The organism is Dyella sp. C11, assembly GCF_003121485.1.
Lineage (GTDB): Bacteria > Pseudomonadota > Gammaproteobacteria > Xanthomonadales > Rhodanobacteraceae > Dyella.
This window is the reverse complement of sequence record NZ_QAVX01000013.1, coordinates 101,191-122,145: the sequence shown is the minus strand read 5'-3', so window position 1 is coordinate 122,145 and position 20,955 is coordinate 101,191. Positions and strand designations below refer to the sequence as shown.

Genomic DNA, 20,955 nt, shown 5'->3' with positions numbered 1-20,955 from the left:
GCATGAGCAAGGATTTCATCGCGATCAACTGGGGCAGCTCCAACTTTCGCGCGTACTTGATGGATGACAACAGCAACGTGATCGACGCCTGGTCCGAGGCTGCGGGCATTGCCTCTCTCGACCGTGCCGGCATGACAACGCAGATCGAGCGGGTCACGGAACGTTGGCCCGGCGCAAAAATTCTCTACGCCTGCGGCATGATCGGCTCGAACATCGGCTGGGCTGACGCGGGTTACGCGGAATGTCCGATTGGTCTGGACGGGCTGTCTTCGCGCATGCGTGTCACCACCATTGCCGATCGGACGATGCATATCGTGCCCGGATTGGCTTGCCACCGTGCATCGGATGGCGCACCCGACATCATGCGCGGCGAAGAGACGGAGCTCTTCGGTTTGCTGGGTTCTGGGAGACTTCCGAATAACGGGCTTGTCGCATTGCCGGGCACGCACGGCAAATGGGTGCGCGTCGTCGATGGATCCGTGCAGGAGTTCATGACGGCGATGTCCGGCGAAATCTTCGATCGCCTCACCGCGCAAGGCTTGCTTGCGTCGATCGTCAGCGCACCCGCCTCGATCGGCAGTGCATTTGCCGACGGCGTCCGGAGTGGTGCATCAAAAAGGCTTGGGCTGGGCACGCAACTATTCGGAGCTCGCGCTCGCGTGATACGCGACGAACTGGCGCGTGATGATGCGGCTTCGTATCTGCGCGGCTTGTTGATCGGCGCTGAAATTGCCGATGCACGCTCGGCTTACTCGGCCTCGTTTGGTGATCCCGTCACATTGGTGGGTAGCACGCCGGTGTGCGCGATGTATGCCGAGGCGCTTTCCCTGCTTGGCACGAACGCCCGCACCATCGATGCCGCGGACGCAACCGTCCTGGGCTTCGCTGCCCTGCACGCTTCGATCGGTGCCAAGGCATGAACGCACTGGCCATGAATCGCGTCAAAAATGCGCTTGAGTCCATGCCCATCGTGGCTATTCTCCGGGGCATTCGTAGCGATGAGGCCATCCCGGTTGTTGAGGCACTTTACGAAGCCGGCATTCGCATTGCCGAAGTGCCACTCAATTCACCGGACCCGTTCGACACCATTGATCGTCTCGTAAAGCACTTCGGCTCGCGCATGGTGATTGGCGCAGGCACGGTCGTCGACCCTGCTGATGTGCCGCCGCTTGCCTTCATCGGATGCGAGGTGTGTGTGGCGCCTAACGCCGACCAACGCGTGATCGAAACAACCATTGCCCATGGCATGGTACCCATGCCCGGTGTCGCCACCGCCACGGAAGCCTTTGCAGCGGTTGCGGCGGGCGCGTCGGTGCTCAAGGTATTTCCCGCCGCAGATAGTGCGCCCAAGCTCTCGGCGTGGCGAACGGTACTTCCCCGCAACGTCAAACTACTCGCAGTAGGCGGCGTTCAACCCGAGGCCGCCGAGGCGCTGCGAGCGGCCGGTGCGGACGGATTCGGTCTGGGTTCGGATATCTATCGACCAGGGTATTCGCCCGAACAGGTGCGTGAGCGCGCACGCGCTTGGGTGGCTGTCATCCGGTGCGCTGCTCAAGATCGCGCCCAATTGCTCACGCAAGCCAATGCACGGGTCGGCGAATCAGTGCGCATGGATGGTCATGATGTGATCTGGCTCGACCCACCCCATTCGCGCCTGCTGCGTTGGCAAACCCACAACGAAGTGCTGCACGAACAACATCTCTCGCAGCCCGTCTGGTCGTTGGGCCACACGACTGACAGCGGCTGGGTGGGCGCCACCGAGAACGCACTGTGCCGTATCGATGTCACGTCGGGGGATCTATCGTGCGGGCCAATGGCTCCGCTTGCACCGGGTTGCCGCTTCAACGACATGACGGTCGATGATGATGGCGGGCTCTGGGTTGGCTCGATGCATCGAGGCCTGCTTTCCAGCAAGGGCGGCATCTTCCATAGCTCAGGTGTGGACATGCCCGTGCAGCAGATGGCTGAAGGCCTGGGTGTCGCCAACGGCATGGCTTTCAGCGCTGATGGCAATACGCTTTACGTCGTCGACACACTTGCACGGGTTTTGCTGGCCTACCCGCGTGATCGTCGCGGCCCGCGCCTTGGCGAACCTGTCGTGGTGAGCGACTTCATGGCTATTCCCGGCAAGCCCGACGGCCTTGCTCTGGCTGCCGACGGGACGCTATGGGTGGCAATGTGGGGTGGCGGTTGCGTCGTGCAGCTTGGCTCCGATGGCGCCTTCTTGCGCGCCATCGCGGTCCCGGCACCACATGTCGGGAGCGTCTGTTTCGACGCTGACGGCCATGTTTTCGTATCCACATCCCAGGCAAGACTGTCTGCCGAGGCGCTGGCGAAGTGGCCGGGTTCCGGTGGACTTTTCCGCATCACCGCGCCGGCATAGCCCAACGATCGCCAAGTCATTAAGGCATCTCGTCACGGAAACGGGGTGCGGGGTCAGCACGGCCATCGGGCCAGCGATGCGTTGAACGGGCCCCCCACCCTTGCGACACGGCATGGAATGCGACGTACCAGGCAAGTCCACCCGTTAACCAAGGGAGTCTCGTCATGCGTTCATCGTTTCGTATTTCCCGCTGGGCCCTTGTTGTCACCATGCTTACTGCAAGTTTCGGCATACACGCTCAAGCGGTGCCGGCCAACTACGAACTGCAGTGGAGCGATACATTCGACGGCACTGTCCTCGACGCGAGCAAATGGAATTATCGCGTCGACACGAAAGTCGACAACGGCATCACGGGCGCGCAGCTGCCATCCAACATCAGCGTGGATGGAAGCAACCATATGAACATCGCGCTGCAACAACAAAATCTCGGAGCGGCAACGTTCACTGGTGGCGGCATCGTCAGCAAGGCGTCGTTCCGGTACGGCTATTACGAAGTGGCGGCCAAAACCACAGCGAATTACGGATGGCATAGCGCCTTCTGGCTGTTTGCTGGCAACGGCAACACGACGTACGTCACCACGTCCAGCACCGAGATCGACGATTTTGAAATCAATTCTGATCCCAGTGCGACATCAACGAATATTTCCATGGGTGTTATCGAGTGGGCTAATGGCAGTACCGTGTCCGGTGGCAGCCGTTGCAGCAGCACGAAACAACCGACGTTCAATACAGATAGTGGCTACCACACCTACGGCGTGGAGTGGACCGAACAGACGGTGACCTACTACTTGGATGGCCAAAGCATCTGCTCGCAATCCTATCCTCCCACTCAGCACACCCACGACTTGGTGAACATCTGGCTCACGGCAATCCCCTACCTGAGCGGCGTGTCTGTTGCCAATAATCCGTCACCCACGAGCTTTTCTGGCGTCGCCTATTACGTGCGTGATTACTACATCGGCGACAACGAACCCGGATATTCCGAATATGGCAGCGGATGGGGCAACAGCGCGCTGCCGGGATACTCCGGACTACCGAGTCGCTACTCTTGCTCGGCTGGCGCCACCGCCATGTGGACACCCACCATCCTGGCCGCCGGAAACTACGATGTGCAGGTCTATCAGATCACGGATTCCGGATCAGACCACGCGGCCCAACTTGCCGTGACTTATAGCGGCGGAACGGCAAATAAGACCATTAACTTCACAAGCGGAAGCTCAGGTTGGGTGGATCTTGGGACCTATTCGTTTGCCACTGGTTCGCAGGGATTCTTGACCAACACCAATTCCGGTAACGGTTGCACGCGAGCCAGCATGGTCAAGTTCGTCAGGACGTAAGTATCTGCTTCAGCTGCCGGCGATCACGATGTATCCATGGTCGCCAGCAGCTCCCTGGAGAACTTAGAACGTGTAGGTGACCTTCAACGCCCTGGGTTGGCCTATTGGCTTCCATGTGCGCGAGTGCAGTTGTCGCTGGCGGGAAACAGGAGTCACCCAATACGCTCGGGCGCATTGATTTAAGACGCCTTACAACATCGGCCGTTTCGGCCGCCGAGGGGCCGTCACCTGGTGCAGGCTTGCCCCGTGAGTTTCCTCCATGGGCGACGCTGCCAGGGAAACACCAAGATGGGCTGCCAAGCGCAGCAGGATGGGACTCCACCCTCCTCCGCAGCTAACATGCCACACCACTCGGCATGCTTGCCTTCGATCGATCGAGCCTTCCGCTTCGATCATCGACAGCAAATGAACCTGCGCCAATGCAACTGCCGCAATGGCCCCGCTCAAGGACGTTCTTGGTGGGGTCGCCTCCAACCATTCGGAGGGAGGAGTCAGGTCACCGACCGTCCAATGACTTTTCGTCACGCGCGTCAGGCGACCCTGCGAAGCCACAAGTTGTTGGCTAGATAAGCGCAGCATTCTTACCTGTAGACGGCCAAGGCTGGAGGCTACGGCAAGAAGGATTGGGCGGACATCGTCCATGGCGACGAGCCTAGCGCCGTAGAGTCTCAGAAAGTGATACGAACGACGTGCTTGCATTGATCCGCACTTCAGGTGACATCTGCGCTGATGATGCTAGCCACGATAACTTGCCCTAATCACTCCGGCGCGGGCCGAGTTTCCAAGCAAGCCTGAATTTCTATCTGAATCCCGCGAGCCGCCGGAGGGTTACAAGTCGCATCGCAAAGCGCAACACAGCACTCCAGAATCACGCGCAACAGCCGACCGGGGCGTCGCGCTTGCGCGCGGCTGGCGCGCAACGCCTAACCATTCAAAGCCTCGCAATGGCAATTGTCGCCACTTTTCGAAAATGAGGTGGATTTTCTGGGTTTTCGCCTGCGCAACAGATCCCACAATTACCAAGAATGGGAAATTGCGGGTGGATTGGACGAGGCAGCCAAGGCCGGAGTCACGCTGAAAACGTCGACCTCACCGCCCATCCAGCCAATCAACAATGTTGCGGACCGTGTCGCCGTAGAACGTCTGGTACATCTCGCGGGTCACGTAGCCAATATGAGGTGTGGCCAATACGTTCTTCAGCGTGCGCAGTTGGTCGTTTGGCGCCAGGGGTTCGGCGTCGTAGACATCCATGGCTGCGCCGGCTATCTGGCCACTCTGGATGGCATGAATCAGTGCCGCTGTGTCGACGATCGGGCCGCGTGACGTGTTGATAAGGCGGCTTGTCGGTTTCATTTGAGCCAGCTCAGGCGCGCCGACCATGCTCCGTGTTCGGTCGCTCAACCGCAAATGGATGGACAGGAAGTCGGAGCTCTTGAACAGCTCGTTCTTTTCCACGCGTTGCACGCCCTTTGATTCGGCGCGTTCGATGGTCAAGTTCTCGCTCCAGGCGATCACATTCATCCGGAATGCACGCCCGATCACGCCCACGGCCGAGCCGATGTGGCCAAGGCCAAGGAGCCCGAGGGTCTTGCCTGACAGTTGCGAACCCAGTGCCGTCTGCCATCCGCCTTCGCGCAGCGATTGATTCTCCAGCGGGATATTCCTGGTCATTGCCAGAATCAGGGCCCAGGTCATCTCAATGGTCGGCGTGGACGAGTATCCGGTGTTTGCTACTTTGATCCCACGCTCGGTTGCGGCGTCAAGATCGATCGATGCATTGCCTGCGCCCGTCGATGCGATCAGCTTCAGGCGAGGCAGGCGTTCGATGATCGCGCGGCTTAGTGGCGTGCGTTCGCGCATGACACACACCACATCGAATGGAGTCAGGCGTTCGACAATACGATCGGCATCCATCAGGTGATCCCGGAAAACCGTGATCTTGGCGCGCCCGTCCAGAGGCGACCAATCAGCCATGTCGAGAGCGACGCCCTGGTAGTCGTCCAGTATGGCGATGTTTGCAAGCGCAGAAGTGACCATGATGTTGATGTTCCGAGAGTGGGTGTGCTCAGGACGCGTTGCACTGCGGGTCGATGGCCACGGGACCCCTTCCCTTCAGCCAGACACTGAAATAGTGCATGCCAACGGTTGAAAGCAAGCCAATGCTTCCGCCGACAATGACGTTGATGGTCCGAACATCTGCCGCAAGTGTGACGTGCCCGGCCACAATGATGGCGATGGCTTGCAACGCGCAACGAACACCAAATCCAACGGCATAGTGATGAAAGCTCACGAGCGTCAAGGCGATGGCTATCGTCAGCATGGGAGCCAACAGTGCGGAGTGCGGCATGAGCATCGCTGCCAGCATGCCCAGCGGAACGCCCGTGACTGCGCCAAGCGCCCTGTCCTTCCACTTCGCCAAGGCCGTAGGCAGATCGCCGGTGACCACGCATGCCGCCGACCAGACCATCCATTGCTCATGCTGTACATGCTGCAGGCTGACCAGTGTCGCTGCGGCGCCCACTGCCAGTGCCGCAGTCAACGCCGTGGTGAAGACGTTTTTTGCTGACGGCTCGCTGGTGCGACGCCACGCCCGCCAGCTGCTGACGCTGGCACGTTCCGTCTTGGCCAGGCACGGTGCGATGGCGCCAAGTATCGCGGGCAGCCCGGCGATGATCACGTAAGGGAGCGCTGCCCAGTCGACGCCTGAAAAGGACCCTCTTGCACTTCCTGCCAGGCCGCACGCCAAGTACACCGAAGGCAGAAAGGTGAAGATTCCCGTCCATCGCATACCCTGCCCCGCCGTCATGACCAGTGCGCACGCAGCGGCGAGCAGTGCGGTTGCCAGAACGAACAAGACCGGCGACGCCATCGAAAGTGACAGCGCGATAAAAGCAGCAGCAATGGCCATGGCATGAAGTAGTACGCCCAATGGCGTCAGCTGCGATCGCTCTGCGGCAATGAACGTCGAAATGGTCACGATCTCCACATGCGTCCACAACGGATTTCCTGTGGCCAATCCGGCGACAAGAAAGGGGGCGAGCATCAACGCGCCGCGAAAAAGCATCTCAATATGAATCAGGCGACGGATCATGGTGAATGGAAATCTGTGAATCGACATGGGGTTATGGAAGGCAGTTCGTTTCATTCGCGTCTAACGGACGCTGGACGGGGCGTAACCGAATCGCTCGCGAAAACGCTCCGCGAAGCGCGTTCGCGACTTGTAGCCGCTGGCTTCGGCAATGCGCGGGATGCTCCATGACGTCGTTTGCATAAGCATCAATGCGTGATGCATGCGGACGTCCATCAGCATGTCCTCGAAATGCGCTCCTTCGTCCGCCAAACGTCGGCGCAAGGTCGCTTCGCTGGTGGCAAGTGCATGCGCGGCATCTTTCGCCGTCCATCGCCGCTCTGGTGCTTCACCCACCATGGTGCGCAAGCGTGCAACCACGCCCGACTGCGGCACCCTGGCAAATCGATGGCCTCGCTCCGAGATCGCGGCAAGAAGATCCAGCAATCGATAACGAAGCCGCTCATCACTGACGGCCGATCCATAGATGCTTTCCAGGACGTAATGCAGCGTCTCGGCCAGTTCGTCATCCAGCGCAACTTGATGGACCGCTGAGGTGCGATCAACCGGATCACGGCCCGACTGGAACGTGCTGAGTAGATCGGGCAAAAAACTCAGAAAGATGGATCGGAAGCGCGACTCCGCGTCACCAGGTGACTTTTGCAGGTCGCTGCGCGTATTGGCTTCCACCAATAGCAAGTTCAGCGGTGAATCGATGCTGATCTTATTGGCACCATCGATGATCTCCAGCCGTCCAGACGCGACGAGCAGTAGCGTTGCATCCTGGAACAGGAACTGCGGTGCGTGCTGCGGATGCCTCAGGCAAGGTTGCGCCAGGCTGCACAACCCCTTTCGCACGATGGGCGCCTCCAGCGGCAAAGGTTGGCGCGAGAGTGCTTGCGCAGCCCCGGTGGCGAGGGGCGTCCATCCGGTTTCAGTCATGGATGACAATTCAGTCATACCGAGTAGGCAATGGGTGCGGCTCATGGTGCGGAGGCGAGCGCCTCGCCGTCCTGAGCCACGCCTGGCATCGGTTATTTTGTGGGACGGAAGAGCTGATCCGCTCCTTTGTCCCTAAAACAGCGCTTGCCAGAGAACTGCATTTTAGAGGTTCGCAAGGAGCTCACGGCTCCAGATCCGATCAATATTTGCTCAAATCCCGTCGCCATGATTGCCCGTGATGCCATTGGGCCAAGCATGGCCTGGCTTTGTGGTTCACATGTTCACGATCACATGATCCCGGGTCGATCCTCCGTGAATACGAGCGCCGGGTGGCCTGCGTTGGCGGGCCACCCGGCATGACGTGCTACTTGCCGTCGATCTTCAAGACCGCTCTTCCTGAAATCTTTCCATGCCTGAGCGCATCGATCGTTTCGTTGAGTTGATCAAAGCCGATGGTCTTGATGTTGTGTTGAATCTTTCCTTTTGCGGCCAGCGACATGACTTCGCTCAGGTCCGTGAAATTTCCCCAGTTGGAACCGTAGAAGGACTGTTCCCGATTGATGCGAGGAAACAGCGGGATATCGATACGATCCCCAAGCAGCCCAACGTCAACGTAGTGGCCGCTGATACCCAGAAGGCTGAATCCAAACTGCATCATCTCCGGCGTACCGACGCAATCGATGATCGCATCAAGGTCTCGCTGGCCTGTCGCGGCTTCCAGCTCGTTGGCTACGTCAGTGGCAGATCGATCGGTGATGTTGACGGCAACGTCTGCGCCATACGTTTTTGCCATCTCGAGTTTGCGGGCGTCCCGCTCGAAGACGACAATCGTGGCACCGCCGCCTTGCAGCTTCGCATACTGCACCGCATAGCCGCCCAATCCGCCCAATCCAAAGACGCCAAGCACCCTGTCAGGGCCAAGGGCATCGGCCCTGCGAAGTTTTTTGATGGCGCGAAAAGGCGTCAAGCCGGCATCGGTGAGCGGCGCCAGTTCTTCTGACTTCAGGCTCTTGCCCACCTTGATCAGGTAGCGCGCCGGGACAGGCAGGTACTCGGCGAAGCCGCCATAAGGACCGAAGCCCGGGTAACGCACATTGGGGCACAGCTGCGTGTTGCCCACCTGGCAATGCCTGCATGTTCCGTCGCCCCAGCCGGGAACTACAACGACATGATCCCCTTTCTGGAAGGCCGAGCTCGGCACATCCCTTCCCATCTCCGCAACCTCGCCGGCGATTTCATGGCCCAGCGTGATGGGTGTCGGAATCTCGAAGTAGCGATTGAAATAGCCGTCAATGAGTTCGGCATCTGTCCGGCAAACGCCGCATGCCGTCACCTTGACCAGGATTTCATCCGCCTGAATTTCAGGGATCGGTATGTCTTCGATGACAAGGGGCTTGCCATATTCGTGCAGACGCGCGGCTTTCATTTTCTACTCTCCTTCATGTATTTGAAGGGCGCCGCGTGCCGGGGCCGGCATGTGCCAACCGACCGGACAGCGCGGGGCCTGGTCCCGACCCGGTTGCGGGTCGAGTGTCACTGAATCGATACGACGCTGAATTGCACAAAAAGCTCGCTTTTCCTGCAGGGGCTCGCGACCGCTAGCCCGGCGTCGATTAAAATCGCCCGCATCCATGGTTCCCACGTACATAGCCGGGAAAATTGCGGTGGCCGAGAACTACAATGATCTTCAGGCGTTCATCGCCGTGGCGCGCGAGGGGAACTTCACGCGCGCCGCCGCGAAGCTTGGGCTGTCGCAATCCGCGCTTAGTCACAAGATTCGCGAGATGGAGGAGCGGCTCGGCCTGCGCCTTCTCACGCGTACCACTCGCAGCGTGTCTCCCACGGAGGCTGGTGAGCGCCTGCTTCGGGTGCTGGTTCCGAATTTCGACAACATCGACGAGGCCATCGGCAGCCTCAGTGAGTTGCGCGACAAACCCAGCGGTACGATCCGAATCAGCACCACAAGCGATTACGCCGCCGACTCCATTCTCTGGCCAGCGCTCGAACGGTTGTTGCCGCAGTATCCGGACGTCAATGTCGAGGTCATTTGTGATCCTACGTTGACGGATATCGTGGCCGAACGCTTTGATGCCGGCATCAGCCTTGGAGAGCAAGTCGCCAAGGACATGATTGCCGTGCCCATCGGTCCGCCAACGCGATTGGTGGTGGTGGGCAGTCCTGCCTACCTGGATGGACGGCCAACGATTGATACGCCGCATGACCTGGCAAAGCACGATTGCATCAACATGCGTTTCCTGACCCATGGTGGACTGTACATCTGGGAATTCGAGAAGAACGGCATTCCACTCAATGTGCGAGTCGAAGGCCGCATCACATTCAATAACGTCAACCGGATTCTCCTCGCTGCGCTCGCTCATTTCGGACTGGCATATCTGCCCGAGGCCATGGTTCTTCCGCACATTCGCGCAGGTGCACTTAGGCAGGTGCTGGACGACTGGTGCCCGTTGTTTCCCGGATATCATCTTTACTACGCCAGCAGGCGCCAGCCATCGGCGGCATTTTCACTCCTAATCGATGCCCTTCGATATCGCGGTCGCACGTAGCCCCGTCACGCGCTTTCGCACACTCCGCTGTCTACGTAACGGGCAGATTGATGTCGGGCAGCCGGCGAATCATTCGGCCGGAAAATCCGCTGATGCGCTTAGATCACGCAGGGACTCGATTTCTGCCGTTCGCTGCGCCAGTTTCTCGACCAGCGCCTGGACAGCCCACGCACCAAGCGGAAGATGGCGTGGCGCCGAGGTGCCGTTGGCGATATCGATCATGATGTCTGCCGCACGCACCGGGTCGCCAACCTGTTTCCCGCTCATGTCGCGAGTGGCCACGAAACGCTTTCCGACCGTGTCGGCGTAGTCTGCGATTCTGGTTGGTGTCTGGCGCAAGGATCGGCCCGCCCAATCGGTGCGGAACGGACCGGGCTCGACACCGGTCACGCCAATGCCGAGCGGAGCAACCTCGGCACGCAGCGAGTCGGTAAAGCCCTCGACGGCGTGCTTGGAGGCCGCATAGAACCCGGAACCGGGGAAGCCAATCATGCCGGCAACCGACGTGACATTCAGGATGTTGCCGCTGCGCTGTTCGCGCATGGTGGGCAGTACGGCGCGGGTGAGCTCAAATAGCCCAAAGACATTGGTGTCGAACTGGGCGCGCACTTCCGAGTCAACGGCCTCCTCGGCCGTGCTCTGGTAGCCATACCCGGCGTTGTTGACCAAAACATCAATGCGTCCGAATTTCTCCCTGGCTGCTGCAACAGCAGCTTCAATCTGGTCGGACTTCGTCACGTCGAGCGCCAACGTCAACACTTGATCTTCAGCACCTTTGGCCAGGGCTGCCAGTTGGCTGACGTCACGTGCGGTAGCGACGACGCGAAGGCCGCGCTCCTTCGCCCGCTGTGCCAATGCGTAACCAAGACCGGTCGAACAGCCAGTGATAAACCATACCGGTGTAAATGCCATGTTCTTCTCCTGCGTGTCCCGCAACTGAAGGGTTGAATCAATATTCGAGTGATCACCAGATGAACGCGACATGGTTGCCGAGTGGGCGCCAAGACGCGGTCAAGCCTCGCGGCTGAGAAGTGCGCCCTGCCCGGTGTTGCGCCAATGACGGCACCTCAGTATCGGCGGGCTCAAAGAACGGCCTGACGACCCCTGTCGCCCGTTCAATCGCATGCGCCAGCGGACGGGGTGGCAAGGGATGCGCCGTCTCGTGTGATGCGAAAATGTACTGGCTCACGAGGCCGCTGATTAGGCAGGGAGAATCGCTAGCGCTTATGCGCGTGGCTCATGAATCAGGCATCGAGCGTCCTTGGAGCCATCTCTCTGATGCCGCAACGCCCCGGAGCACCTCGACGCTTTGCACCATTTAACTTGGATTGACCGCATGCGAAAGCCGTCGCGGACTATCGTTCCAGGTATCGCGAAGATCGGGGAGATATGCCATGCCTAAGATGTTCCTCCACGCGCCGGAAGGCGCTTTTACCGCAGACGCCCGCGCCAAGGTTGCCGCCGAGCTGACCGACCTTGGCATGGCCTGCGAACGCCTTATCGACACGCCTCAAATTCGCGCGGGTATCTGGGTCTACTTTGTAGAGCACGCCCCTGACACCGTGTTTCGCGCAGGAAAACAGGCAGCCGAGCCCATCATGAGCCTCAAGGTCTACGCCCTGAAAGGCGGCTTCAACGCCCAGACCAAGACGCGCATGGTCGAGGAGGCAACGGCCATCCTTGGCAAATATTCCAAGACCGATGGCGGCCAGGTACCGGCCTATGTCGGCATTCTTGAAGTCCCGGAAGAGAACTGGGGCATGTACGGCAAGCAGGTTCACCTGGCCGCCATGCAGATCAAGACCTGATCTGGAGCGTGCGGGCAAACGATTTACCGAAACAGCAGGACCGTCGGTGTTTGCGGATGGTCCACTGGCGAGTTGCGCCGCGGCCAGCCTACCCGCCTTGTCGCTGAAAACCGGCGAACCCTTCAAGGCCGTCGCGCCCTGAGTGTCGCGCGTTGAGGGCTTTTCGCCTTGGAGAGCTGTCGTAGCTCCCGTCCAGGCGGCCACCAACGCGCCCTGCCCTGTGAAGCCCCTGCGAGAAAACGTTCTCTAAACCGATACGGCAGGGGTGATGGGATAGCCATGGCCGGCACGATCCATCCACCGGGGAGACGAAATGGCGCGATCCTGTTCCACGTCGAAGAACATCGTCTACCTGGCGTTGCTGGGTGATCTGCTCGTAGCAAGCACCAAGGTGATCGCTGCGGTAGTTACCGGAAGTGCGGCGATGCTGAGCGAGGCCATTCACTCGCTGGTGGACTCGACCAACGAATGGCTCCTGTTGCACGGTTACAAGATGGCACTTCGTCGCCCCGATGCCATCCATCCCCTTGGCTACGGGCGAGAGCTCTATTTCTGGAGTTTCATCGTTGCGTTGATGCTGTTCGGGCTGGGCGCCGGCGCGTCGCTGTACCACGGCGTACAACACATTCTTGAACCTGCCGCCATCGAGCACCCCGTGGTGAACTACGTAGTTCTGGGCTGCGCCTTTGTGTTCGAAGGCATCTCCTGGCTTGCCGCCTTTCGCAAGCTTCGGGCTACACGTGGCGAACTGACGTACTGGCAGGCGATTCACCGCAGCAAGGACCCGCCCTCCTTCATGGTGCTGTTCGAAGACAGCGCAGCGCTCGCTGGCAATGTGATCGCTGCGCTGGGCATCTATCTATCCCTGGCGCTTGATCTGCCCGTGCTCGACGGTGTGGCGTCGGTGTTGATCGGGTTGATCCTCGCCATCGTCGCCGGCATCCTTGCGCGCGAAAGCAAGAGCCTGCTGATCGGCGAGAGAGCGAATCCGACACTGGTGACGGGAATCCTTGCGCTGGCGGCAGCCACGCCCGGTGTGAGCAAGGCGAACGGCGCGCTGACGGTGCATCTCGCGCCAGACCAGATCCTGGCAGGCCTCAGCGTCGAGTTTGTCAAAGATTTGCATGCGGACCAGATCGAAGCCTGCGTTCAGTCGATCGAGCAGCGCATCCAGAATGCGCATCCCGAGATCGTCACCCTTTTCATCAAGCCGCAGACGAACGAGCGCTATCAGGTGTGGCGAGCCATGCACTACGGACCCGCTGACATTCATAGCGCCTAGCCAGCGGACGTCTTGGTCATGGCCCGTAGCCGGCCAATGACGACGGGAGTTTCGCCATGGCGCCTGACGGGCTCAAACGTTTTCAGTGTTCAATGCCTTTGCCGTGACGGCGCGTGATGTGCGCAGCGCATCGGCGTCCTTCGTCAGGTCGATTCCATAGGTCGGGATGATCTGTTTCAGCTTTGGCAGCCACGCACCGTCGGTGAGTTTGTCGGGAAAGCATGCATGAAGTACTTGAAGAGCGACCGCAGCTGCTGTCGACGCGCCTGGCGAAGCACCAAGCAGGGCCACCAGTGACTTGTCTTCGGCGGGTACCAGTTCGGTGCCAACTTCCAGCCGTCCACCCATGTCGCCGGTGTCGGGCTTGATGATCTGCACACGCTGGCCTGCCACGGCTTCAATCCAGTCACCCCGCCTGGCATGGGGGAAGAAGTCCAGCAACGCCTTGAACTGGTGATGGCCACTCTGCAGCACCTGGCCGATCAGGTACTCCTCCAGCCCCGCGTTGTCCTTGGCCACCTCCAGCAACGGCACGATGTTGTCGTGGGTAATGGAGTCAAGCAGGTCCGTCACTGATCCATGCTTCAGGAACTTGGTCGAAAATCCGGCGTAGGGACCGAACAGCAGCGATCGCTTGCCGTCGATCATGCGGGTATCAAGGTGTGGAACCGACATGGGCGGCGATCCTTCGGCCGCCTTGCCATACACCTTGGCGTGATGCCTTTGCGCAACAGCATCAACCTCGCATCGAAGCCAGATGCCGCTGACCGGAAAGCCGCCATAGCCCCGTCCCTCGGGAATGCCCGACTTCTCCAGAAGCTCGATGGCTGCGCCGCCCGCTCCGATGAAGACGAATTTCGCGTTGACCGATCCCGTCGCCTGATCCTTGCTGTCCTTGAATCCCACGCGCCAACCGTTGTTGCCATCCCGCTCCAGCGTGGTGACTTCACGGTTGTATCGAAGGTCGAATCCAGGTTGCGTACTCAGCTGTGCAACAAGCAGATGCGTCAATGATCCGTAGTCGACATCCGTGCCCGTGATGATGCGCGTGGCCGCCACCGGCTGATGCGGATCGCGCCCCTCCATGATCAATGGAGCCCAATGGGAAATTTGCGCCTGATCTTCCGTGTACTCCATGCCGTGGAAGCAAGGATGCACATGCATTTCGTCGAAACGAGCCTTGAGGAACGAAACGTTCTTGCCGCCCCACACAAAACTCATGTGCGGACACGCGTGGATGAACGCTTGTGGGTCCTTGATCGTTCCCTTGCTCACCAGATAGGTCCATAGCTGGCGCGAAAGATCGAATTGGGTATTGACCTTCAGTGCCGCAGAAATGTCGATGCTTCCATCGTCGCGCTGTGGCGTGTAGTTGAGCTCGCAATTGGCGGCGTGCCCCGTGCCCGCGTTGTTCCATGCCTGCGAGCTCTCCTGGGCACAATCCTCCAGGCGCTCGATCATGGCGATGCGTAGCGACGGATCCAGTTCTTTCAGGAACGTTCCCAGCGTGGCGCTCATGATGCCGGCGCCGATCAGCACGACGTCGTAGTTGTCGGTCCCGGGCGCACTCATTTCTGCCCCTCCGCATGCTGAGGGACAAACTGCAGCCCGGCATCGGCGTCGTAAACGACGTACGCGCGTCGCCAGGGCTCGTCCCCGATGAGTCGCCACTTGTGGCCACTGCCCGTATTGTCCTGTGCGAGCAGGACATCGCCAGGGCGAATGGTGAATGTCGCCCCTGATTTTGTTTCGAATTCCAACGTTCCCGACAGCGTCAGTACATAGCGGGGCACCGGGTCCTGGTGCCACTCGTAAGAGCCGCCCGAGTTCGTTTCCCTGAAGGACAGCGCGCGCACCGCGATAGAAGCACCCACGAAGTCGCCCCGCTCTCCTCCGGTGAGTTCAATGTGGCCCTCCTCGAACAAGGAGTTCCCATCAGCGCCGGTCCACATGCGTACGCAACGAATCATGAGGGAGTCTCCTCAGGCGCCCGCGAGTCCGCGGCCCACCATGTTTAAGGGTTTGATGGTTTGATCGAAGAGCGCCTCATCGACCTTGCCCGAGGCCAGGGCCGCCTGTTTAAGCGTCATGTCTTCAGCGAGCGCTCGCTCCGCAATGTGAGCTGCGTTCTGGTAACCAATGACCGGGGATAGCGCGGTCACCAGCATCAGGCTGCCATCCACATAGCCTTGGATTTTCCGTCGATTGAGATCGGTGCCCTCCACCGAGAACTGCCGAAAGCGGTCGCCGCCATCGGCGAGGATGCGAATGGAATGGAGCACGGTTGTTGATGATCACCGGCCGCATGGCGTTCAATTCGAAGTTGCCCTGGCTCCCGGCGAGCGCTACGGCCGTGTCGTTGCCCAGCACCTGAATCGCAATCATCACGATCGCCTCGCACTGGGTGGGGTTCACCTTGCCCGGCATGATCGACGAGCCCGGTTCATTGGCTGGCAGTATCAATTCGCCCAGGCCACACCTCGGGCCTGAGGCGAGCCAACGCATGTCGTTGGCGATCTTCATCAGTGCCACCGCCAGGCCGCGAAGGCTTGCACCCGCACGCACCATGGCATCCAGCGAACCTTGTGCGGTGAATTTGTTGGGCGCGGTAACAAAGGGCTTGCCCGTAAGTTCTGCAATTTTCGCGGCAACGTCCCTGGAGAAATGCGGCGGCGCGTTGAGGCCTGTGCCCACGGCCGTGCCGCCCACGGCCAGTTCGTAGAGTCCCTCTCGGGACAGGGCCATGTCGGCAAGACACGCGCGCAATTGCCCCGCCCATCCCTGCCATTCCTGTCCGACTGTCAGTGGCACCGCGTCTTCCAGGTGGGTGCGCCCGATCTTCACCACATCCATCCAACCATTGGCCTTGCGCTCGATGGTCTCGCAAAGCCTGGTGACGGAAGGCAGCAGATGCTCATCCAGCGCCATGACTGTGGCGATATGCATGGCGGTGGGGAATGTGTCGTTTGACGACTGCCCCATGTTGACGTCGTCATTGGGTCCAATCGGTTGCTGCGAGCCCAGTTCCCCGCCAAGCAACTGGATGGCCCGGTTGGAAATCTCCTCATTGACGTTCATGTTCGACTGCGTACCCGAGCCGGTCTGCCACACGAACAGGGGGTAGTGGTCGTCAAGCTTGCCGGCAATGGTTTCGTCGGCAGCCTTCACCATGGCCGCACACTTCCAGCCTGGCAGGCGGCCAGCATCCGCATTTACCAGTGCGCAGGCCTTTTTTACGAAGCCGTAGGCGTGATAGACCTCTTTGGGCATGCGATCGCCGCCGATGTCGAAATGGTGAAGCGAGCGTTCGGTCTGCGCGCCCCAGTAACGATCTGCCGGCACATCCACGGTTCCAAGGCTATCGAACTCCTTTCGCGTACCCATGGCGCTGACGCCGATGGGTACGTCCCTGACGACTTGATTGCCTGGATCGATGAACGCCATGACCAAGTCCTTTCGACGGAAAACATGCGAAACGCGCCTGCCGTGCTCGCTCAGCCGCGCCGGTCAACCCAAACCGTCTGCGCGTTGACGAACTCGCGCAACCCGAAGTGTGAAAGCTCGCGTCCATAGCCGCTCTTCTTGACGCCCCCGATGGGGACGCGAGGATCGGAGGCGGAGAACCCATTGATGAATACACCGCCGGTTTCCAGGCGCCGCGCCAGGGCCTTGGCGCGCTCGATGTCGCGTGACCACACGTTGCCGCTGAGTCCGTACTCGCTGTGATTGGCAAGCTCCACCGCATGATCGGCATCACGCGCCTCGATAATCGCGGCGAGCGGGCCAAACGTTTCCGTATCAAAGGCAGCCATGCCCGGCTTGACCCGGCCCAGTACGGTGGGAGCGTAGAAGGCGCCCTCCACGCCCACCCGCTTTCCGCCTTCAAGCAGTTCCGCGCCCGCCTTGACGCTGGCCTTTACCTGGCCGTCCAGTTGTTCCAGCAAATCCAGTCGCGCCATGGGGCCCAGGTCGCACTGCATCTTTCGACTGTCACCGACCACAAGCTTGCGAACGCCGGAAAGAAATTTCTCGACGAATTCGCTGTAAGCCGACGACTCCACGATGATGCGCTTGGCCGCAATACACACCTGGCCTGCGTTCTGGAACCGCGCAGTCACGGCAGTCTCCGCAGCAAGATCGAGATCCGCATCGGCAAGGACGATGTACGGATCGGACCCACCGAGTTCCAGCACCGCCTTCTTCACCGCCTGGGATGCCGCCGTTGAAATGGCGCGACCAGCATTGACGCTGCCGGTGACCGTTACTCCCGCAATGCGGTTGTCACCAATGGCTTGGGCCACATGCGGCCGGCTGAGATTGGCGGCGATGAACGTATCTTTCGGCAACCCCGCCTCCTCCCATACCTTTTGCAACAACAATGCACAGCCGACGACGTTCTCGGCTGGCTTCAGCAGATAGCCGTTGCCGCCACTGAGAATCGGAACGGCCGATCGCATCGCTTGCCAATACGGCATGTTCCACGGCATGACTGCCAGAACAGTGCCGAGGGGAAGAAAGGATACGTAGGCCTTGCCATCAGGAACCTGCGTCGGCTCATCCTTGAGGAAAGTGGGTGCGTTATCCGCATTCCATTCGCAAAGCCAGGCGCACTTGTCGATCTCTGCGCGCGCTTCATTCAGTGTTCGCCCCATTTCCGTCGTTGCCAGCAGCGCCATCTCTTCCTTGTGCTTGCGCAAGGCATCAGCCATGGAGCGAAGCACCTTGGACCGTTGCTCAAGCGTGCTGAAGCGCCAACGATGGAACCCGGCGCGAGTGCGTTCCAGCAGTGACTCCAGCTCGGCCTCGGTCGTAAACGGATACGCCTTGATCAGCTTGCCGGTGGCGGGGTCGCGGGACTCGGCAGACAGGGGTGCGGCAGTGCTTGGCTGGGCAGGCATGGCTGGTTTCCCTCATTGGCTTTCAAAGGCGCCTGCGCCGTGCTGCCGAAATCTACGCACCACTTGTTTTCGTGGCGTGGGAAGACCTTGGTGGCACTGCGTGGATACGACAAGTTAAGGCGAGTAAAGAGAGATTAAACGCCTTCCGAGTCCATCCCTTCCGCAAGAAAGTGCAGCGTCATTGAGGTCATGGATTTTGCGTTTTTTGGATAAAAAGAGGCTTCGCGTGCAATCGACGCCATGCTCTTTTGGACACGCTTGACGTGTCTTAAGGCCTTCCCAATTACCCTGTCGCCTTGCAGGAGCCCATGAGACGGCGATGACCGATCAGTCATCCTGGTGGAGATCGTCTGCGTCCAAAGATGCCGGTTTCGCGCAACCGGGCGGATGTCACTGCGTTGGCTGCGCTGCGGGCTTTTAAAGGTTCAAGCGATTCCTGCGTCGCCGGACAGGTCGTCGCTGGCTTCGCGGGAGTGTCCATCTGCCATCGGATAGCCGGAGCCGTGAGACATCAACGTCATGAGCACCCAGACCGACGTTCTGTGGGACAAGGGGACGCTCCAGGCGCTCAAGGTCTTCTGGCGGTCCGATCGGGTGCGCGTCATTCATGCCTGCAAGACGGCGTTGGCGCTGACTGTCGGCCTTGGCATCACCATGCGCCTGGAGCTTGGCACTCCGCGCACTACCATGGTGTCCATCGTCATTGTGATGATGCATCAACAGGTGGGAATGACCATCGCCCGAGGCATTTATCGCTTGCTTGGCATGTTGGCTGGTTGTGCCGTAGCACTCGCCATGGTCGCGTACCTGTCCCAGTCATTCTTTGCTTTCTATGTCGCACTCTCGTGCTGGACGGCGTGGTGCGTCTGGGGCGCGTTTTTCTTTCGAAACTATCAGTCCTACGCATTTGTTCTCGCCGGATATGCCACGGCGATTGTCGCCGTGCCGGCATGGTCCGATCCCTACGCCATTATCGACCGCATCATCTACACGGCCAGTGAAGTGGCGATTGCCGTGGCCAGCGCCAGTGCCGTCAACGCGTTCATTTTTCCGCAGAGCGTCGGTGCCGCCTTTTTTGCAGCCGGACAGCGCCACTGCGGCAACCTCATCGGCGCGCTTCGCACCCTGCTGGCGTTTTCCGAGCCCGAAGCGGAAATGGACAGTCTCCATTTCAAATTGAATGCCGAACGCATCGATGTCGAAGGCCTTCGCAGTGCGGCCGTGTTCGAAGACCCTGAACTTCGCCAGCGCACGCCTTTGCTGCGCGAGATAACCTCGGAGTTCCTGGATGTCACCACGACATTCCATGTCATCAAGCAGATTCGTTCCCGGGTGAAGTTGCTCGATGACGCCGATGACCAGGACGCGGTCAACCGAATCGCCCAGCGTGTCCTTGGCGTACTACCGAATGTTCCCGATCCGGGAAGCCTCTCGTCGAGCGACATTGATCGCACCGAAAAGGCGCTCGAAGACTGCCTGAACATGTCATCGCCACACGCCGAGGACATGCCATGCACACCTTCCGGTGCGCCGACTCACGCGCCTGCATTTTGCGAAACCTTCAGGGTCATCCTGAGTGAGGCAGTGGCGGACCTCGCCACGTATTTGAGGCTCTTTGCAGCACTTCGCGAACCGCCTTCCAGTGATGCGCGCTCACCAACCCTTGTTCGTCACGCGATTCGTTTCTCAAGCACCGCCAATCGCTGGGCCGCCACGGCAGCAGCAGCGCGAGCGCTTGTCGTTGTGGCTGCGGTTTCAAGTGCCTGGTACATCTCGGGATGGGATAACGGATCAACGGCTGTTACCGGTGCCGCCATTACCGCCGCGCTGTTTGCAACCTTCCCCAATCCTTCCAGGGTAAGCCGGCAGCTTTTTCTTGGCGCAGTGGGCGGTGCCGTGGCTGCCAGCGTGTTTGGATTTTTCATCCTTCCGCAACTGGACGGCTTTGCCATGCTCGCTGCGGCACTGGCGCCCATCATCATGTTCGGGAGTTACCTCGGAAGCTTTCCAAGCCTTGGACCCACCGGCATCAGCTTCAACATCTATTTTTGTTACGTCGCAAACATCACCAACCCGGCCACGTACGACCCAACGGGGCTGCTGGACGCGGGCTTCGCATTTTGTACGGGCATCGGCGTCGCCGTGATTGCCTTTGGCGTGCTCATCCCGGCAGACGGCGCCTGGATGACACGGTTCTATGTCTGGCAGATGCGTCGCATGGTGTCTTCGGATGCGTGCCGCAAGGAGATCGAGCCGCAGTCGCTGCATCGTTTTGAAAGCGGCGTCAGGGATTACATGGTTCAAGTGGCCGCACCCGCCGTACCCGAACTGGCAAGGCAGTGGGGGTTTGCGGTGCTGGACGTGGGCAGTGCGGTCATCAAGATTCGCGACGCGTCGCTCACGCAGCCTTCTCGTTTGCCGACTTCCTGGTCATCCGTGATCGAGCCATGGCGAGAATCCATGGCGCTGCTGTTTGAGGCAGTTACCCCGGAACGACATGCGCGTGCCGCGGCCTCGACCCGTCAGGCAGCCAGCCTCCTTGCTGACGTGAGCGGCGAAGCCATGCCACCAGGCCACGCCTGGCTGGGTTACGTCAGGGCGTATTTGCAGGTCATCGAAATCGAACTTGCGAACACGGCTTCGCCGCTTCACCCAGCCTCGGTGGGAGGCTGAC

17 protein-coding genes are annotated in these 20,955 nt (G+C 59.9%); 7 read left to right on the top strand and 10 right to left on the bottom strand.

Features of this window, described 5'->3' with window-relative positions; all coding sequences use genetic code 11:
* Positions 1–2: 2 nt before the first annotated feature.
* From DK366_RS13500 to DK366_RS13490, 3 genes are all read left to right on the top strand, one after another.
* Positions 3–920 (top strand): 2-dehydro-3-deoxygalactonokinase, encoded by a 918-nt coding sequence (locus DK366_RS13500; RefSeq protein ID WP_109126078.1) that lies wholly within the window; start codon positions 3–5, stop codon positions 918–920.
* Positions 917–2,383 carry a 2-dehydro-3-deoxy-6-phosphogalactonate aldolase gene (locus DK366_RS13495; RefSeq protein ID WP_109126077.1) on the top strand — a complete coding sequence of 489 codons (1,467 nt, stop codon included), beginning with the start codon at positions 917–919 and terminating at the stop codon, positions 2,381–2,383. The genes DK366_RS13500 and DK366_RS13495 overlap by 4 nt, the downstream gene beginning before the upstream one ends.
* Positions 2,384–2,547: 164 nt before the next feature.
* Complete coding sequence (locus DK366_RS13490; RefSeq protein WP_109126076.1) at positions 2,548–3,720, top strand: family 16 glycosylhydrolase; 1,173 nt, start codon at positions 2,548–2,550, stop codon at positions 3,718–3,720.
* Between the two features lie 1,089 nt (positions 3,721–4,809).
* Here DK366_RS13490 and DK366_RS13485 read toward each other — a convergent pair.
* The 4 genes from DK366_RS13485 to DK366_RS13470 form a co-directional block, all read right to left on the bottom strand.
* On the bottom strand, positions 4,810–5,757 hold the full coding sequence (locus DK366_RS13485; protein WP_109126075.1) for a D-2-hydroxyacid dehydrogenase family protein: 948 nt from the start codon (positions 5,755–5,757) through the stop codon (positions 4,810–4,812).
* Positions 5,758–5,785: 28 nt separating this feature from the next.
* Positions 5,786–6,865 carry an FUSC family protein gene (locus tag DK366_RS13480; protein ID WP_109126074.1) on the bottom strand — a complete coding sequence of 360 codons (1,080 nt, stop codon included), beginning with the start codon at positions 6,863–6,865 and terminating at the stop codon, positions 5,786–5,788.
* A gap of 6 nt (positions 6,866–6,871) precedes the next feature.
* Entirely contained in the window at positions 6,872–7,729 is an 858-nt protein-coding gene (locus DK366_RS13475; RefSeq protein WP_109126073.1) for a helix-turn-helix transcriptional regulator, read from the bottom strand.
* A gap of 364 nt (positions 7,730–8,093) precedes the next feature.
* Positions 8,094–9,155, bottom strand: coding sequence for an NAD(P)-dependent alcohol dehydrogenase (locus DK366_RS13470; RefSeq protein WP_109126072.1), 1,062 nt, complete (start codon positions 9,153–9,155; stop codon positions 8,094–8,096).
* Positions 9,156–9,393: 238 nt separating this feature from the next.
* Here DK366_RS13470 and DK366_RS13465 point away from each other — a divergent pair, with 238 nt between their 5' ends.
* Positions 9,394–10,293, top strand: a complete 900-nt coding sequence (locus tag DK366_RS13465) for a LysR family transcriptional regulator (protein WP_232821040.1) — start codon at positions 9,394–9,396, stop codon at positions 10,291–10,293.
* A gap of 69 nt (positions 10,294–10,362) precedes the next feature.
* Here the strand turns inward: DK366_RS13465 and DK366_RS13460 are convergent, their stop codons facing one another.
* On the bottom strand, positions 10,363–11,205 hold the full coding sequence (locus DK366_RS13460) for an oxidoreductase (RefSeq protein ID WP_109126070.1): 843 nt from the start codon (positions 11,203–11,205) through the stop codon (positions 10,363–10,365).
* A gap of 482 nt (positions 11,206–11,687) precedes the next feature.
* On the opposite strand from DK366_RS13460, the gene DK366_RS13455 reads away from it, so the two are divergent.
* Both DK366_RS13455 and DK366_RS13450 read left to right on the top strand, forming a co-directional pair.
* The gene (locus DK366_RS13455; protein WP_157956530.1) at positions 11,688–12,101 is read left to right on the top strand and encodes a 4-oxalocrotonate tautomerase; all 414 of its coding nucleotides are present in this window, start codon (positions 11,688–11,690) and stop codon (positions 12,099–12,101) included.
* 313 nt (positions 12,102–12,414) lie between these two features.
* Entirely contained in the window at positions 12,415–13,383 is a 969-nt protein-coding gene (locus DK366_RS13450) for a cation diffusion facilitator family transporter (RefSeq protein WP_109126068.1), read from the top strand.
* A gap of 72 nt (positions 13,384–13,455) precedes the next feature.
* Here the strand turns inward: DK366_RS13450 and mqo are convergent, their stop codons facing one another.
* Genes mqo through DK366_RS13430 form a run of 5 tightly spaced genes read right to left on the bottom strand, consistent with a single transcriptional unit; the run spans position 13,456 to position 18,281 of the window.
* Positions 13,456–14,955, bottom strand: coding sequence for a malate dehydrogenase (quinone) (gene mqo / locus DK366_RS13445; RefSeq protein WP_109126067.1), 1,500 nt, complete (start codon positions 14,953–14,955; stop codon positions 13,456–13,458).
* On the bottom strand, positions 14,952–15,353 hold the full coding sequence (locus DK366_RS13440) for a hypothetical protein (RefSeq protein ID WP_109126066.1): 402 nt from the start codon (positions 15,351–15,353) through the stop codon (positions 14,952–14,954). The genes mqo and DK366_RS13440 overlap by 4 nt, the downstream gene beginning before the upstream one ends.
* Positions 15,354–15,365: 12 nt before the next feature.
* Positions 15,366–15,551 (bottom strand): hypothetical protein, encoded by a 186-nt coding sequence (locus DK366_RS21555; protein WP_232821039.1) that lies wholly within the window; start codon positions 15,549–15,551, stop codon positions 15,366–15,368.
* Positions 15,478–16,827, bottom strand: a complete 1,350-nt coding sequence (locus DK366_RS13435; RefSeq protein ID WP_232821038.1) for a class II fumarate hydratase — start codon at positions 16,825–16,827, stop codon at positions 15,478–15,480. Before DK366_RS13435 ends, DK366_RS21555 begins: the two co-directional genes overlap by 74 nt.
* A 50-nt stretch (positions 16,828–16,877) precedes the next feature.
* The gene (locus DK366_RS13430) at positions 16,878–18,281 is read right to left on the bottom strand and encodes an NAD-dependent succinate-semialdehyde dehydrogenase (RefSeq protein ID WP_109126065.1); all 1,404 of its coding nucleotides are present in this window, start codon (positions 18,279–18,281) and stop codon (positions 16,878–16,880) included.
* Between the two features lie 519 nt (positions 18,282–18,800).
* Here DK366_RS13430 and DK366_RS13425 point away from each other — a divergent pair.
* On the top strand, positions 18,801–20,954 hold the full coding sequence (locus DK366_RS13425) for an FUSC family protein (protein ID WP_109126064.1): 2,154 nt from the start codon (positions 18,801–18,803) through the stop codon (positions 20,952–20,954).
* Position 20,955: the final 1 nt, after the last annotated feature.